At 61.7% G+C, this 14,077-nt stretch carries 17 protein-coding genes; 12 read left to right on the top strand and 5 right to left on the bottom strand.

All coding sequences use genetic code 11. The features are described from left to right. Positions 1 to 28 precede the first annotated feature (28 nt). The 4 genes from gshB to rsmI form a co-directional block, all read right to left on the bottom strand. Positions 29 to 991: a glutathione synthase gene (gene gshB, locus RWJ89_RS14340; RefSeq protein WP_221998507.1), complete on the bottom strand. Its 963-nt coding sequence runs from the start codon at positions 989 to 991 to the stop codon at positions 29 to 31. An 85-nt stretch (positions 992 to 1,076) separates the two neighbouring features. Then, on the bottom strand, positions 1,077 to 1,580 hold the full coding sequence (locus tag RWJ89_RS14335) for a cupin domain-containing protein (RefSeq protein WP_132610889.1): 504 nt from the start codon (positions 1,578 to 1,580) through the stop codon (positions 1,077 to 1,079). A 114-nt stretch (positions 1,581 to 1,694) separates the two neighbouring features. Continuing rightward, complete coding sequence (locus RWJ89_RS14330) at positions 1,695 to 2,063, bottom strand: YraN family protein (protein ID WP_168283970.1); 369 nt, start codon at positions 2,061 to 2,063, stop codon at positions 1,695 to 1,697. Further along, entirely contained in the window at positions 2,053 to 2,970 is a 918-nt protein-coding gene (gene rsmI / locus RWJ89_RS14325; RefSeq protein ID WP_168283971.1) for a 16S rRNA (cytidine(1402)-2'-O)-methyltransferase, read from the bottom strand. Before rsmI ends, RWJ89_RS14330 begins: the two co-directional genes overlap by 11 nt. A 259-nt stretch (positions 2,971 to 3,229) precedes the next feature. Between rsmI and dnaN the strand changes: the two genes are divergently transcribed. From dnaN to RWJ89_RS14285, 8 genes are all read left to right on the top strand, one after another. Then, positions 3,230 to 4,348 (top strand): DNA polymerase III subunit beta, encoded by a 1,119-nt coding sequence (dnaN, locus tag RWJ89_RS14320; RefSeq protein ID WP_077977319.1) that lies wholly within the window; start codon positions 3,230 to 3,232, stop codon positions 4,346 to 4,348. Between the two features lie 54 nt (positions 4,349 to 4,402). After that, the gene (locus RWJ89_RS14315) at positions 4,403 to 5,314 is read left to right on the top strand and encodes a DUF72 domain-containing protein (RefSeq protein WP_221998501.1); all 912 of its coding nucleotides are present in this window, start codon (positions 4,403 to 4,405) and stop codon (positions 5,312 to 5,314) included. A gap of 95 nt (positions 5,315 to 5,409) precedes the next feature. Further along, a complete protein-coding gene (gene pmtA / locus RWJ89_RS14310; protein WP_131661987.1) occupies positions 5,410 to 6,009 on the top strand; it encodes a phospholipid N-methyltransferase PmtA in 600 nt (199 codons plus the stop codon). A gap of 1 nt (position 6,010) precedes the next feature. Then, on the top strand, positions 6,011 to 6,592 hold the full coding sequence (locus tag RWJ89_RS14305) for a histidine phosphatase family protein (protein ID WP_131661988.1): 582 nt from the start codon (positions 6,011 to 6,013) through the stop codon (positions 6,590 to 6,592). 6 nt (positions 6,593 to 6,598) lie between these two features. Next, entirely contained in the window at positions 6,599 to 7,306 is a 708-nt protein-coding gene (gene pyrF, locus RWJ89_RS14300) for an orotidine-5'-phosphate decarboxylase (RefSeq protein ID WP_221998499.1), read from the top strand. A gap of 29 nt (positions 7,307 to 7,335) precedes the next feature. Next, positions 7,336 to 7,623 carry a DUF1330 domain-containing protein gene (locus tag RWJ89_RS14295; RefSeq protein WP_316031060.1) on the top strand — a complete coding sequence of 96 codons (288 nt, stop codon included), beginning with the start codon at positions 7,336 to 7,338 and terminating at the stop codon, positions 7,621 to 7,623. A 112-nt stretch (positions 7,624 to 7,735) separates the two neighbouring features. After that, on the top strand, positions 7,736 to 8,716 hold the full coding sequence (locus RWJ89_RS14290; RefSeq protein WP_168283976.1) for a complex I NDUFA9 subunit family protein: 981 nt from the start codon (positions 7,736 to 7,738) through the stop codon (positions 8,714 to 8,716). A gap of 302 nt (positions 8,717 to 9,018) precedes the next feature. Next, positions 9,019 to 9,171 carry a hypothetical protein gene (locus RWJ89_RS14285; RefSeq protein ID WP_003544729.1) on the top strand — a complete coding sequence of 51 codons (153 nt, stop codon included), beginning with the start codon at positions 9,019 to 9,021 and terminating at the stop codon, positions 9,169 to 9,171. Positions 9,172 to 9,413: 242 nt separating this feature from the next. Here the strand turns inward: RWJ89_RS14285 and RWJ89_RS14280 are convergent, their stop codons facing one another. After that, on the bottom strand, positions 9,414 to 10,211 hold the full coding sequence (locus RWJ89_RS14280) for an undecaprenyl-diphosphate phosphatase (protein ID WP_168283977.1): 798 nt from the start codon (positions 10,209 to 10,211) through the stop codon (positions 9,414 to 9,416). 230 nt (positions 10,212 to 10,441) lie between these two features. On the opposite strand from RWJ89_RS14280, the gene RWJ89_RS14275 reads away from it, so the two are divergent. From RWJ89_RS14275 to RWJ89_RS14260, 4 genes are all read left to right on the top strand, one after another. Next, positions 10,442 to 11,134, top strand: a complete 693-nt coding sequence (locus RWJ89_RS14275; RefSeq protein WP_003544722.1) for a glutathione S-transferase family protein — start codon at positions 10,442 to 10,444, stop codon at positions 11,132 to 11,134. Positions 11,135 to 11,146: 12 nt separating this feature from the next. After that, positions 11,147 to 12,304, top strand: coding sequence for a tRNA epoxyqueuosine(34) reductase QueG (gene queG / locus RWJ89_RS14270; RefSeq protein ID WP_168283978.1), 1,158 nt, complete (start codon positions 11,147 to 11,149; stop codon positions 12,302 to 12,304). Further along, entirely contained in the window at positions 12,304 to 13,176 is an 873-nt protein-coding gene (locus RWJ89_RS14265) for an SDR family oxidoreductase (protein WP_131662921.1), read from the top strand. Before queG ends, RWJ89_RS14265 begins: the two co-directional genes overlap by 1 nt. Positions 13,177 to 13,583: 407 nt before the next feature. After that, positions 13,584 to 13,946 (top strand): septal ring lytic transglycosylase RlpA family protein, encoded by a 363-nt coding sequence (locus RWJ89_RS14260; RefSeq protein WP_018069989.1) that lies wholly within the window; start codon positions 13,584 to 13,586, stop codon positions 13,944 to 13,946. The last annotated feature ends 131 nt before the right edge of the window (positions 13,947 to 14,077 follow it).

Below are 14,077 nucleotides of genomic sequence, written 5' to 3'. Positions count from 1 at the left end.
GTTGTGCTCGGTCCCGGGACCAGAACGGTCATGGGCGGCAGGCTCCGCCGCGCTTGCGCTCGATCGCGTCCCAAAGCAGGCTCGCGATATCGGCGCCGCCGAATTTCTTGACCTCGCGGATGCCGGTGGGCGAGGTGACGTTGATCTCGGTCATGTAATCGCCGATCACATCGATGCCGACGAGCAGGAAGCCGCGTTCCCTCAGCGCCGGACCGATGCGGGCGCAGATTTCCTGTTCGCGCGGCGTCAGTTCGGTCGCCTCGGCGCGGCCACCGACATGCATGTTGGAGCGGCTGTCGTGTTCGGCCGGAACCCGGTTGATGGCGCCGGCGAATTCGCCGTCGACCAGGATGATGCGTTTGTCGCCCTTGCGCACGTCGGGCAGATATTGCTGAGCAATGAAGGGCTCGCGGAAAAGCTGGCCGAACATTTCCAGCAGCGAGGAGAGATTGCGGTCGTCGCGGGTCGAATGGAAGACGCCGGCGCCGCCATTGCCGTAAAGCGGCTTCAGGATGATATCGCCCATTTCATCGCGGAAGCGGCGGATCTCGGCGGCATCCTTGGTGATCAGCGTCTTCGGCATCAGGTCGGAGAATTCGGTGACGAAGATCTTCTCCGGCGAATTGCGCACCCAGGCCGGATCGTTGACGACGAGCGTCTTCGGGTGGATGCGCTCGAGCAGATGCGTCGAGGTGATATAGGCCATGTCGAAGGGCGGGTCCTGGCGCAGCAGCACGACATCCATGGTGGAGAGATCGACGCGCTCGGGCGCGCCAAGCTCGAAGTGATCGCCCTTGACGTCGCGCAGCACCATCGGCTCGACGCTGGCATAGAGCTTGCCGTCGCGAAAGCTCAGGCGCTCGGGGGTATAGTGGAAGAGCTTGTAGCCGCGCACTTGGGCTTCCAGGCTCATCGCGAAGGTGGAATCGCCTGCGATATTGATGCCGGCGACATGGTCCATCTGGACCGCTACATTGGTGATCTTGGCCATTTCCATCCCTCGCTGAATGCCGGACAGATGTAGGTCGGCCAGATATCAAACGCAACGGTCAATCAAGGGCTTCCGGTCGCAGTTTTCAGGCAGCGATGCCCTGGTTGCCGTTGTTGCGCAGCATGTTGCGGAGACGGTAAGCGATCGCCAAGGGCTTCGGGAAGGGCTTGCGCAGGAAGGCGACCTTGCGGACGTAATTGTCGACCCGCCAGCTTGCCCAGGTTCCTCCAGCGAAAAAGGCGACGTCGCCGGCGCAGAGCGTTCGTTCGGTGCCGTCCTCGGCCGTGATATGGACCTCGCCTTCGAGGATCATCACCGTCTCGTCCCAGCCGAAATACCAGCGGAATTCGCCCGCCGTGCAATCCCAGATCGCCGTCAGCGAGGCCTCGTCATGGCCGCGCGAATGTTCGGCGGTGCGGGCCTGCGGATTGCCGCTGACGATCCAGTCCGGATTGATCGGCGTGGATTTCAGCGGCAGCAGATCGCTCGAGTGCGCGACGAAGGACTTTCCGGCCGGCTTCGCCACCGCATAAGGCACCGAGCGCGCGGCCATGGCGACCGCACTTGCAAACATCAGCTTCCAGGCCATGAAACAACCCCCAATTGTTATCCCCACCGAGTCGATAGCAGAGAGTCGTAAGGACCTGGTTCAAGTGGGGACTAAAAGTTTAACGATCCGGAAATCCGATGGGGCGAAGGGAGGTCAGAAAGCATCAATAAAATGCCGCGGCAGCCGGCCCGGCATGATCGCGACGATATCATAACGCTGGGAAAGGCGGGTCTGATCCCTCTGGCGGGCGAGCCAGAGATCGCTTGCCGCCCGTATGCGCTTCTGCGCGATGACAGAGACGGCATCGACCGCCGCGGCCTCGCCATGGCGGGCCTTGACCTCGACGAAGACGGCGAGATCGCCCTTGCGGGCGATGATGTCGATCTCGCCAAGCTTGGTGCGGTGGCGCAGAGCCAGGATGCGATAACCCTTCAGCATCAGGAAGGCGGCCGCGATATATTCCGACATGCGGCCCCGGCGCAGCGCCTTCCTTCTGATCGTGGTGAGATCATTATCGCCCATCGGCGTTCTTGATCTCCAGCAGGCGCTGATAGAGCACCTTGCGCGGCAGGCCGGTGAGGCGGGCGGCCTCGGTCGCGGCGCTGGCCGTCGGCATGGTCTTCGACAGGTCGGCCAGCATGGCTTCGACATCGGCCTCATCCGTCTCGGCCGGCTCCGGCGGACCGATCACCAGGACGATCTCGCCCTTGACGTTTTCCACCTGCTGATAATGGGCTGCGAGGTCGGCAAGCGAGCCGCGACGGAACTCTTCATAGGTCTTGGTCAGCTCGCGGCAAACGGAGGCGGGCCGAGCGCCGCCCAGCACATCGGCGGCGGCCAGAAGCGTTGCGCCGATGCGATGCGGCGATTCAAAGAAGATCAGCGTCGCGGGAGCCTTAGCAAGTTCACCGAGACGGTCGCGGCGGGCCTTGTCCTTGGCCGGCAGGAAACCGGCGAAAAGAAACGCATCGTTCGGCAGGCCGGAGCCGACAAGGGCTGCGAGCGGCGCCGACGCCCCGGGAATGGGAATGACGCGGTAACCTGCCGCTATCGCCTGCTGTGCCAGCCGATAGCCGGGATCGGAGACCAGCGGCGTGCCGGCATCGGAAACCAGCGCCACCGAGCGGCCGGCTTCGAGCGCCTGCAGCAGCCTTGGCCCGGCCTCATCGGCATTGTGCTCGTGATAGGCGAAGGGGCGGTTCTGGATGCCGTAGCGGTCGAGCAGCACGCGGGTGACGCGCGTATCCTCGCAGGCAAGCACGTCGGCGCCGGCCAGCGTTTCGAGCGCCCGCAGGGTGATGTCGCCGAGATTGCCGATCGGGGTGGCGACGAGATAGAGCGCCGGCTCCAGCGGCCGCGCCGGCACCGCCATATTGTGCAGGCGGAAGCTTCGCCGGCTGGCGGCGTCCGCTGTGGTTTCCTCATTCATGCCATTTGCTTTCGTCCCGCCAGCTCGTCGCCAGCATCGAACCCTTATGGGCGAGCCGCACCGCTTCGGCAAGGGTTCGGATTTCTGTGAGCATTGCTCTGGAAAACCGCAAATGCAGGGGTGCCGGCGTCCATGCCTCTTGCAAAGCAATGCTGAAGTCTGCCATTTTGCCCGTCCACTCCCCCGGCCTCAAGCCGGGACAGCATTCTTCGGGTGCTCGACGCGCCCGGACAGTCACGGTCGAAAGCGGTAGCATCCCATGCGTATTACTATTGAGCGGTCAAACCTGTTGAAATCGCTGAACCACGTCCACCGCGTGGTCGAACGTCGCAACACGATCCCGATCCTGTCCAACGTATTGCTGAAGGCCGACGGCCAGAAGCTCGACATGAAGGCGACCGACCTCGACCTCGAAATCACCGAGGCGACCCCTGCTAACGTCGAGCAGCCCGGCGCCACCACCGTTCCCGCCCATCTTCTCTACGATATCGTGCGCAAGCTTTCCGACGGCTCGGAAGTGCTGCTTGCCACCAGCACCGATGGCGGTTCGATGACCGTGCAGTCCGGCCGCTCGAAATTCTCGCTGCAGTGCCTGCCGGAATCGGACTTTCCGGATCTCACGGCCGGCACCTTCACGCATTCCTTCAAGCTGAAGGCGACCGATCTGAAGATGCTGATCGACCGCACGCAGTTTGCGATCTCGACGGAAGAGACGCGTTATTATCTGAACGGCATCTTCTTCCACACGATCGAGAGCAACGGCCAGCTGAAACTCAGGGCGGTTGCGACCGACGGCCACCGGCTGGCGCGCGCCGATGTCGATGCGCCCTCCGGCTCCGAGGGCATGCCCGGCATCATCATTCCGCGCAAGACGGTCGGCGAACTGCAGAAGCTGGTCGACAATCCCGAGGTGATGGTGACCGTCGAGGTGTCCGACGCCAAGATCCGGCTGACGATCGGTTCGATCGTCATGACCTCGAAACTGATCGACGGCACCTTCCCGGATTATCAGCGCGTCATCCCGACTGGCAATGACAAGGAAATGCGCGTCGACTGCACGAGTTTCGCACAGGCCGTCGACCGCGTCTCGACCATCTCCTCCGAGCGCGGCCGCGCCGTCAAGCTGGCGCTTTCCGAGGGGCAGCTGATGCTGACCGTCAACAATCCAGACTCCGGCAGCGCGACGGAAGAAGTCGCCGTCGGCTACGACACGGATGCGATGGAAATCGGCTTCAACGCCAAATACTTGCTCGACATCACCGCCCAGCTTTCCGGCGAGGAAGCGATCTTCCTGCTTGCCGATGCCGGCTCGCCGACGCTGATCCGCGACACGGCGGGCGACGATGCGCTCTACGTGCTGATGCCGATGCGCGTCTGACCGGAACGAAGGCCGCCCATTGCCGTTTTTCCTCCTGTCAAAATGGAGGATCCCATGACCAAAAAGACGGCAGCGGTGCGCATCGGCATATCCGGCTGGACCTATGCGCCCTGGCGCGGCCAATTCTATCCGAAGGACCTGCCGCAGAAGCAGGAACTTTCCTATGCCGCCCGGCACTTCCGGTCGATCGAGATTAACGGCACCTTCTACGGATTGCAGCGGCCCGAAAGCTTCGGCCGCTGGCGCGACGAGACGCCGGAGGATTTCGTCTTCGCGGTCAAGGGACCGCGCTTCATCACCCATATGCTGCGGCTGCAGGATATCCAGACGGCGCTCGCCAATTTTCTCGCCTCCGGCGTTTTGCGGCTCGGTCCCAAGCTCGGACCGATCCTCTGGCAATTCCCGCCGAACATGGTCTTCGACCCATCCCTTTTTGAAAGCTTTTTGTCGCTGCTGCCGCACACCCGCGACGCGGCAATAGCGCTGGCGAAACGGCACGACGGGCATATTAAGGGACCGGCCTGGCTTACATGCGATGGGCATCAGCCGATCCGGCATGCGCTGGAGATCCGCCACGAGAGCTTCCGCTCCCCCGCCTTCATCGAGATGCTCAGGCGGCACAAGGTCGCTCTCGTCTGCGCCGATACAGTGAAATGGCCGCTGCTAATGGATATCACCGCCGATTTCATCTACTGCCGCCTGCATGGCTCGGAAAAGCTCTATGTCAGCGGCTATGAGGACGAAGCGCTCGACATCTGGGCGCAACGTATCCGCGCCTGGGCCACTGGCGGGGAACCTGACGATGCGACACGGGTACTTGCCCCTGTCCCGGCGCGCGCCAAGGGCCGCGACGTCTATCTCTATTTCGACAATACCGATGTGAAGCTGCGCGCGCCTGTTGATGCCGATCATTTGAGCCAAAGGCTTGCCGATCTCATGCCCGGTTCAGCGCCGAAAGCCGCATGAACTGTTGACGCCGATGTCCCTGTTGCGAAAATCCTTGTCCCTTAAGCGACAAGCGGCATATTAAGGCATTCGATCAACATGCGGATGGGTGGAGAATGAGCTTACGGGTCAAGGTGAAGGAACGGTTCGGGAAGAGGTTCGACGACGAGATCCGCTTCTTCAGGGGCATGATGCAGGGGCCGAAGACGGTGGGCTCGATCGTGCCGACGTCCTCGATCACCGCCAAGCGCATGGCAAGCGTCGTCGATATCCATTCCGGGCTGCCGGTGCTCGAACTCGGACCCGGCACGGGCGCCATCACCAAAGCCATTCTCGGCCGCGGCGTCCGTGCGGAAAATCTGGTTGCAATCGAATATTCGACGGATTTCCACAAGCATCTGCAGCGGACCTATCCTGGCGCACACTTCATCAACGGCGATGCTTTCGATCTTCAGACCACTCTTGGCAGTTTCAGCGGTCTCACCTTCGATTCCGTCGTCTCGGGCATTCCGCTTCTGAATTTCCCGATGGCGAAGCGGATCTCGCTGCTGGAAAGCCTGCTCGATCGACTGCCGGCCGGCCGGCCGATGGTGCAGATTTCCTATGGCGCGATCTCGCCGATCGCCGCCAATCCCGACCGCTACCATATCCAGCATTTCGACTTCGTCATGCGCAATATTCCGCCGGCGCAGCTCTGGATCTATAAGCGCGGCTGAGATGTTCGGGATCTACATCACCCATCCGCAGGTCAGGATCGACGCCAACGTGCCCGTGCCGAAATGGGGGCTTTCCGATGTCGGCGCGGCGCGCGCCCGCAAAGCAGCCGACAGCGGCTGGGCGAAGCAATTGCAGCGCATCGTCTCCAGCGACGAGACGAAGGCGATCGAAACGGCCGAAATCCTGGCGGAAGCTTCCGGCGTGACCGTCGAGATCGTCCGTGCCATGCACGAAAACGACCGCTCGGCCACCGGCTTCCTGCCGCCGCCGCAATTCGAAGAAGCAGCAAACCGGTTTTTTGCCCATCCGGAACAGAGCTTCAAAGGCTGGGAGCGCGCCGTCGATGCGCAGGCCCGCATCGTCGAAGCCGTGAACGCCGTTCTTGCCACGCATGATGCGACGGCGCCGATCGCCTTTGTCGGCCATGGCGGCGTCGGCACGCTGCTCAAATGCCATCTGGCGGGCCGGCCGATCTCCCGCGACCGCGACCAGCCGGGCGGCGGCGGCAATCTCTATGCTTTCGGCCTTGCGGATCGCCGCTTATCATGCGACTGGACACCCATCGAAGACTGGCAGGGGTGACCTCAGATGGACGCACGCGAGCGGTTGATCGTCGGCCTGGATGTTCCAACGATCGGCGAGGCGGAAAGACTGGTTTCCACGCTCGGCGACGACATTCTCTTCTACAAGATCGGCTATCAGCTGGTCTTTGCCGGCGGCCTGGAATTCGCCCGCGATCTTGCCGCTAGCGGCAAGAAGATCTTTCTCGACATGAAGCTGCTCGACATCGATAACACCGTGGCCTCCGGCGTCGAGAACATCGCCAAGATGGGCATGTCGATGCTGACGCTGCATGCTTATCCGAAGGCGATGAAGGCGGCGGTCGAGGCCGCGACCGGCTCCGGCCTCTGCCTGCTCGGCGTCACCGTGCTGACCTCGATGGATGCCGATGACCTTGCCGAGGCCGGCTACAGCCAGGATCCGCACAGCCTGGTGCTGCGCCGCGCCGGACAGGCGCGGGCAGCCGGCATGGGCGGTATCGTCTGCTCGGCGGAGGAAGCGGCTGGGGTGCGCGAGATCGTCGGACCCGACATGGCGATCGTCACCCCCGGCATTCGCCCCGATGGCAGCGACAAGGGCGACCAGAAGCGGGTGATGACGCCTTTCGACGCACTGAAGGCGGGGGCGACGCATCTCGTCGTCGGCCGGCCTGTCGTCAAGGCGCCGGATCCCCGAGATGCCGCCCGCGCGATCCTCAGCGAAATGGTGAGCGCGCTCTGGCCGGCAAATCGCTAACCAGATTCAACGACAATAGGGAGAAGACTATGGCTAGAGGATACTGGATCGCCCGCGTCGACGTTCGCGATGCCGAGCGCTACAAGGATTACGTGACGGCGGCCAAGCCGGCCTTCGAAAAATATGGCGCGAATTTTCTGGCGCGCGGCGGTGCCTTCACCGAACTCGAGGGCAAGGCGCGCGTCCGCAACGTGGTGATCGAATTTCCCTCGATGCAGCATGCGGTCGACTGCTATAATTCGCCGGAATACCAGATCGCCGCGAAAATCCGCCAGGAAGTCGCGGATGCGGAAATGGTCGTCGTCGAGGGCGTCTAGAGCGCGGTCATATCCTAAAAAACTGACGGCGTGATGGGCCTTCCCGTCGCGCCGGGATTCGGCTAAGACGGAGCCAATCAAGCATTCCGCAAAGCCTTTCGAGGAGCCTGCCATGACCCTTGCCAACCTGCCGCCGCTCGTCACCGTGTTCGGAGGGTCCGGCTTCGTGGGCAGGCACGTGGTTCGGGCGCTGGCCAAGCGCGGCTATAACATCCGCGTCGCCGTGCGCCGTCCCGATCTCGCCTTCTTCCTGCAGCCGCTCGGCAATGTCGGCCAGATCTCCTTCGTGCAGGCGAACCTGCGCTATCGCAGCTCGATCGACCGCGCCGTCGACGGTGCGAGCCACGTCGTCAACTGCGTCGGCATTCTGCACGAGACCGGCCGCAACACCTTCGACGCCGTGCAGGAATTCGGCGGTCGTGCGATTGCCGAGGCGGCGCGCGGCGCAGGTGCGACGCTGACGCATATTTCGGCGATCGGCGCCGACGCGAAGTCCGATTCGGACTATGGCCGCACCAAGGGCCGCGCCGAAACGGCCATCCTCTCGGTCAAGCCCGATGCAGTGATCTTCCGTCCGTCGATCGTCTTCGGACCGGAGGACAGCTTCTTCAACAAGTTTGCCGAGATGGCGCGCATGTCGCCGATCCTGCCGCTCGTCGGCGGCGGCAAGACGAAATTCCAGCCTGTCTATGTCGAGGATGTCGCCGAGGCCGTCGCCCGCGCCGTCGACGGCAAGGTCGCCGGCGGCAAGGTCTATGAGCTTGGCGGGCCTGAGGTGCTGAGCTTCCGCGAATGTATCGAGACGATGCTGAAGGTAACGTGCCGCAAGAACCGGCTGGTATCCCTGCCCTTCGGCATCGCTTCGATGATCGGCAGCATCGCTTCGCTGGTCCCCTTCATAACGCCGCCGATCACGCCGGATCAGGTGCGCCTGCTGAAGCGCGACAACATCGTGTCCCGGGAAGCCGAGGCGGAAGGCCGCACGCTGAAGGGCCTCGGCATTGCGCCCACCATGGTGGCATCGGTGCTCGGCTCCTATCTCGTGCACTATCGTCCGCACGGCCAGTACACCGGCACCGGCAAGGCCGCCTAAGACTTTTCCAGACGATGAGGCTTTTCCAGCCGATGAAACTTGGCCGTCTGCGGATGCCGCGGGCGGCCTTTTGGCCTTGCCGTGTCCTGCAAAGCCCGGCGCAAGTTTGAAGTGTTCTGGTGCTCGGCATATTCAGCGGCGTTGCATAAAAGACGCATCGGAATTTTTGTGGAATTAACGCCAAATTTAGCAGGAACGTTTATTGCTATTTGTCATTCCACTGACTACCAAACCCGCGCGTCTTCCAACGGACTCAACGCCTGCGAAAAGCGTGCGGCAATCACTGTGAAAGGCATTTCTCGATGGGCAAGTCAATCGCGCTCCTGTTTGCGTGTGCGGCGCTGGTTATCCTTGCAGGCTCTTTCGTTGCGCCCGGTTCGGTCGCGGCAGTAAAGGGCGATTGCTCGCCGGCCTACGGCGTCGATCCTTGCTCGACGGCTTCGATCATCCATTGACGAAAGGCCGGCCCTGCGCCGGCATTCTGCTCCCAGCAAGCAGTCATCGGAACGCCTGAAATAGCGCGTTCACAATGAACGCTCAACCCTGCCTGCTTCAAGCGGCGGCGGGCTCTTATCCTCTCAATATCGCCTATCTGAAAGATTGGCGGCTTCTGCCGGCAACAGAGTGTCTGTTCGGAGTCCGACGGGGCATTTGCATTCGCGCCGGGAGTTGCGCGAATGCAATGCAGGACGATGTCTCAGGCAATCAAGCCGGTCGCGGCCATGCCGAGCAGCAAAACACCGAGAATGATGCGGTAGATTGCAAACAGCGTAAACCGGTTGCTCCTGATATAGGCCAGCAGCCATTTGACGGCGATGAAGGCGACGATCGTGGACACGACGAAGGCAATGCCGAGCGCCGTCCAGTCTTCACCTGCCGCTCCGCCATCCCTGAACGTCTTCAGCAATTCATAGCCGCTTGCGGCGTACATTGTGGGAATGCCGACGAGAAAGGCGAATTCGGTCGCCGCAGCGCGGTTGCCCGTGCCTGCCAGCATGGCAACGAAGATCGTGGCGCCGGAGCGCGAGGTTCCCGGGAAGACGCCGGCAACGATCTGGGCGATGCCGACCAGGATGGCGACAAGCCAGGTGATCTCTTTATGGGGCGGCCTGCGGGCGGCGGCCCACTCGGCAAAGATCATCCAGATACCGCCGATGATGAGCGCCCAGGCAATCGGTGTTGCGGTCTCCGGCAGTTCAAAGCCGAGCCTCTTGACGACAAGTCCGAGAATGGCGGTGATGAGAAAGGCAGCGATCAGCTTGGCGGCATAATCACGATTGATCGGGTCGCGCCAGCCGAGCACCAGATCCACCAGACGACGCCAGTAAATGATGGTGACGGCGAGGATGGCGCCTGCCTGAATGACGATGTTGAACATGTCCGACCGGTGGCCGAGCCATTGCTCCGCAATGATGAGATGGCCGGTGCTCGAGATCGGCAGAAACTCGGTGATCCCCTCTATGATACCGAGAATGATAGCACTTATATAATCCATACATTGTCTCCGGTTTAAAGTTCGGCCGGGCCTGAACGCTTGGGTCGATCAGGCCGCCGTTTCTAATCATTCGTTAGACCGTGTTTCGCCATTGTCAGATGGCGTAAAATCCGATTCGCTTGTATTGGCGGGGCCAAGCTCCTATAGCTTCAACCAATGAGTCATGACTAGGGCGCTATAATCGAGCTGCCACACAGTCCTGTAACAGCAATCACAAAGCCCGAGTATCGATGCCCACGCTTTATCATCATCCCATGTCATCCGCATCTCGCTTCGTCCGGCTGATCCTGGCGGAATACGGCTATCAGGCGGATCTGATCGAGGAGCAGACATGGGAGAAACGCCGGGATTTCCTGGCGCTCAATCCGGCCGGCACGCTGCCGGTTTATGTCGACGACAGCATGCGCGCGCTCTGCGGCGCGAGCGTTATTTCCGAATATCTGGACGAAACGCATGGCGTCTTGAAGCGCGACCGGCGGCTGCTCGCCGAAGACCCTTTCCAGCGAGCGGAAATCCGCCGGCTGACCGAATGGTTCATGCAGAAGATGGAAAACGACGTGACCAAACCGCTCGCGCGCGAGCGTGTCTATAAGTTGCAGATGACCGCCGATCAGGGCGGCGGAGCACCGGATTCGAAGGTTTTGCGCACGGCACGCGCGAATATCCGCCAGCATATGCGCTATCTCACCTGGCTTGCCGGCTCGCGTCAGTGGCTGGCGGGTGAGCGGATGAGCTATGCCGACCTTGCCGCCGCGGCCTCGATCTCGATCCTCGATTATCTCGGCGAGATCGAGTGGGCGGATTCGCCCGTCGTCAAGGACTGGTACCAGCGGCTGAAGTCGCGTCCCTCCTTCCGGCCGATGCTGACCGAGCGCGTACGCGGCCTGACACCGGTTTCACACTATGCCGATCTGGATTTCTGACGAGGGCTCTTCATGCCCGAACCTGACAATGATGACAAAGAGCGCCGCCGCCGCGACAATTTGACCGAGTTTGTCCGGGCGGAATCTGCCGCCAAGGGCTTCGATCTCTGCCGCATCACGCGCCCGGATGCGATCCCTGAAGCCAAGGAGCGTCTCGGCCAGTTCATCGATGCCGGGCGCCACGGGACGATGGGCTGGATGGCGGAGACGCGCGACCGGCGCGGCGATCCCCGCACGCTCTGGAGCGAGGTGCGCTCCGTCGTCGTCTTCGGCCTCAATTACGCCCCGGATGAAGATCCCCGCGCTATCCTCGACAAGCCGGACAAGGCAGCGATTTCGGTCTATGCCCGCAACCGCGATTATCACGACGTCATCAAGGGCCGGCTGAAGGAGATCGCCACGCGCTTCGCGGCGCGGGCGGGCGCCGATGTGAAGGTCTTCGTCGATACGGCGCCGGTGATGGAGAAACCGCTGGCGGAGGCAGCCGGGCTCGGCTGGCAGGGCAAACACACCAATCTCGTCAGCCGCGTTCATGGCTCCTGGCTGTTCCTCGGCACGATGTTCACCACCGCCGATCTTGCCGTCGACGCGTCGGAGACCGATCATTGCGGCTCCTGCCGAGCCTGCCTCGACATCTGTCCGACGGCTGCCTTTCCGGCGCCTTACCAGATCGATGCGCGGCGCTGCATCTCCTATCTGACCATCGAGCACAAGGGGCCGATCGATGCCGATTTGCGCGGGCTGATCGGCAATCGCATCTATGGCTGCGACGACTGTCTTGCCGTCTGTCCCTGGAACAAGTTCGCAAGTTCCGCCTCCGAGATGAAGCTCAAGGCGCGGGAAGATCTGAAGGAGCCGTCGATCGCCTTTCTGCTGACGCTCGACGATGCCGCCTTCCGCGCCTTTTTCAGCGGCTCGCCGGTGAAGCGGATCGGCCGCGACCGCTTTATCCGCAACGTGCTGATCGCCGCCGGCAATTCCGGCGACAAGGCGCTCATTGGGCAATGTCGCGGGCTTTCGGAGGATCCCTCGCCCGTGGTACGCGGCATGGCGGTCTGGGCGCTTTCACGGCTGATGGAGGCTGGCGAATTTGCGGCCTTTGCCGCACAAAGGGCAGACGAGAGAGATGACGACGTCCTGAACGAATGGCGATTGGCGGGAGTGGGCTGATGCATGTGATGATCTTTGGCTGCGGTTATTCCGGCACGGCAATCGCCAAGGCCTTTACCGGCGACGGCGTGCGGGTTTCCGGCACCACGCGCTCGCCTGACAAAGTGGAAGTCCTCCGCGAATACGGCATCGAAGCATTCCTTTTCGACGGACAGAGCATGGAAGAGGAACTGCGCCAGGCTTTGGAAGGCGTCACTCATCTGGTGCAGTCGATTGCCCCTGGAAAGGCCGACCCGTTGCTACGGCTGCTCGGTAAAGACGGCGCACGTCTGCTGCCGAAGCTCGAATGGATCGGCTACCTCTCCACCGTCGGCGTCTATGGCGATCACCAGGGCGCCTGGGTGGACGAGGAAACGCCGTGCCTGCCGGTTTCCGGGCGGTCGACCGAGCGGCTCGAGGCGGAAGAGGGCTGGTTGGCTATGGGCCGGGAGCGCAGCGTGCCGGCGGCGGTGCTTCGCCTTTCCGGCATCTATGGGCCGGGTCGCAACGCCTTCTGCAATCTGGACAAGGGCACGGCGCGACGGCTGATCAAGAAGGACCAGGTGTTCAACCGCATCCGCGTCGAGGATATTGGTGCGGCGACACGTTTCCTGTCGGAGCGCGGCCTCGGCGGCATCTATAATGTCACCGACGACCGGCCCGGCCCGCCGCAGGATGTGATCGTCGAGGCAGCCCGCCTGATGGGCGTCGAACCGCCGCCGGAACAGGCGTTCGAGACCGCGGAACTGACGCCGATGGCGCGCACTTTCTACGGCGAGAACAAGCGGGTTTCGAATGCGAAACTGAAGGCTGCCGGCTTCGAATTCTCCTTCCCGAACTATCCTATGTCGCTTGCGCAATTGTGGCAGGATGGCCGCTGGCGTGGGGAGTAGAACTCAGTCCTGTTTGCGACGGATACGCTCACCCAAAATGAGTAGGAAATTCCTACTTTCCCGCTTTGGCCGGACAATTTTCGCCGCATCTTATGGTTAACGGCCTTTGAATTTGCCCAAATGTGGCAGTAAATATGGCGAAATCGAAAAAATATTTTCGCGATTTTCGTGAACGCGATGGCGTTAACCATCCCTTCGGAAAATTCGTTCGGATTTTGGCTGATTCTATTAGCTTTTTTCCACGTTTGGCGACGGCGCGCATTCCTGAAATCTCGTCATCACACTCACGAATGTTGCAGATTGTAATATTCCGTGAATTGCTGCGGCACTTTTTCGCCACTTTTTCACAGATTTAAGCCCCGCCACCCTGCAAGGGCGTGAGTTCAATAGTTGAGGGATACTCTGTTGTGAAGAAAATACGTCGTTCTATTATCGCCGCTGTAACTATTGCAGCCTGTTCTTCCATGCTTCCGGCGGAAGGTTTTGCTGGCAATGGCTGTGGCGGTGCTTCATGGTACGCACTTCGCTCCAAAACTGCTTCCGGGGAACGTATGAATCCAGCCATCTTGACTGCCGCACATCGTTCACTTGCTTTCGGCACCAAGGTGAAGGTCACCAACCGCAACAATGGCCGCACCGTCGTCGTTCGTATCAACGATCGTGGTCCGTTCATCCGTGGTCGTGTGATCGACCTGTCGCGCGCCGCCGCCCAGAATATCGGCATGGTGAGCTCCGGCACTGCGAAGGTCTGCTACCAGGTCGTCAGCTGAGGTCAGCACTGACTGCGCCGGAAGCGGCGCTTGCTCTTGCCGTCAATCGCGGTTACCACCCGGTTGAGACTTGTGAACAATCCGCTGCGTGACACTCGCGTTTGCGCTGATCGTTCCCACGCCACGGCAAC

The organism is Rhizobium sp. 10PS4 (assembly GCF_032464805.1).
GTDB classification, from domain to species: Bacteria; Pseudomonadota; Alphaproteobacteria; order Rhizobiales; family Rhizobiaceae; genus Rhizobium; species Rhizobium laguerreae.
The sequence above is the reverse complement of the archived record's forward strand: the minus strand, read 5'-3'. Positions and strand labels throughout refer to the sequence as shown.

What these genes read in the sequence shown, in the direction of transcription:
- gshB (WP_221998507.1), bottom strand. Translation starts at nt 991, where the DNA reads ATGGCCAAGATCACCAATGTAGCGGTCCAGATGGACCATGTCGCCGGC.
- RWJ89_RS14335 (WP_132610889.1), bottom strand. Translation starts at nt 1,580, where the DNA reads ATGGCCTGGAAGCTGATGTTTGCAAGTGCGGTCGCCATGGCCGCGCGC.
- RWJ89_RS14330 (WP_168283970.1), bottom strand. Translation starts at nt 2,063, where the DNA reads ATGGGCGATAATGATCTCACCACGATCAGAAGGAAGGCGCTGCGCCGG.
- rsmI (WP_168283971.1), bottom strand. Translation starts at nt 2,970, where the DNA reads ATGAATGAGGAAACCACAGCGGACGCCGCCAGCCGGCGAAGCTTCCGC.
- dnaN (WP_077977319.1), top strand. Translation starts at nt 3,230, where the DNA reads ATGCGTATTACTATTGAGCGGTCAAACCTGTTGAAATCGCTGAACCAC.
- RWJ89_RS14315 (WP_221998501.1), top strand. Translation starts at nt 4,403, where the DNA reads ATGACCAAAAAGACGGCAGCGGTGCGCATCGGCATATCCGGCTGGACC.
- pmtA (WP_131661987.1), top strand. Translation starts at nt 5,410, where the DNA reads ATGAGCTTACGGGTCAAGGTGAAGGAACGGTTCGGGAAGAGGTTCGAC.
- RWJ89_RS14305 (WP_131661988.1), top strand. Translation starts at nt 6,011, where the DNA reads ATGTTCGGGATCTACATCACCCATCCGCAGGTCAGGATCGACGCCAAC.
- pyrF (WP_221998499.1), top strand. Translation starts at nt 6,599, where the DNA reads ATGGACGCACGCGAGCGGTTGATCGTCGGCCTGGATGTTCCAACGATC.
- RWJ89_RS14295 (WP_316031060.1), top strand. Translation starts at nt 7,336, where the DNA reads ATGGCTAGAGGATACTGGATCGCCCGCGTCGACGTTCGCGATGCCGAG.
- RWJ89_RS14290 (WP_168283976.1), top strand. Translation starts at nt 7,736, where the DNA reads ATGACCCTTGCCAACCTGCCGCCGCTCGTCACCGTGTTCGGAGGGTCC.
- RWJ89_RS14285 (WP_003544729.1), top strand. Translation starts at nt 9,019, where the DNA reads ATGGGCAAGTCAATCGCGCTCCTGTTTGCGTGTGCGGCGCTGGTTATC.
- RWJ89_RS14280 (WP_168283977.1), bottom strand. Translation starts at nt 10,211, where the DNA reads ATGGATTATATAAGTGCTATCATTCTCGGTATCATAGAGGGGATCACC.
- RWJ89_RS14275 (WP_003544722.1), top strand. Translation starts at nt 10,442, where the DNA reads ATGCCCACGCTTTATCATCATCCCATGTCATCCGCATCTCGCTTCGTC.
- queG (WP_168283978.1), top strand. Translation starts at nt 11,147, where the DNA reads ATGCCCGAACCTGACAATGATGACAAAGAGCGCCGCCGCCGCGACAAT.
- RWJ89_RS14265 (WP_131662921.1), top strand. Translation starts at nt 12,304, where the DNA reads ATGCATGTGATGATCTTTGGCTGCGGTTATTCCGGCACGGCAATCGCC.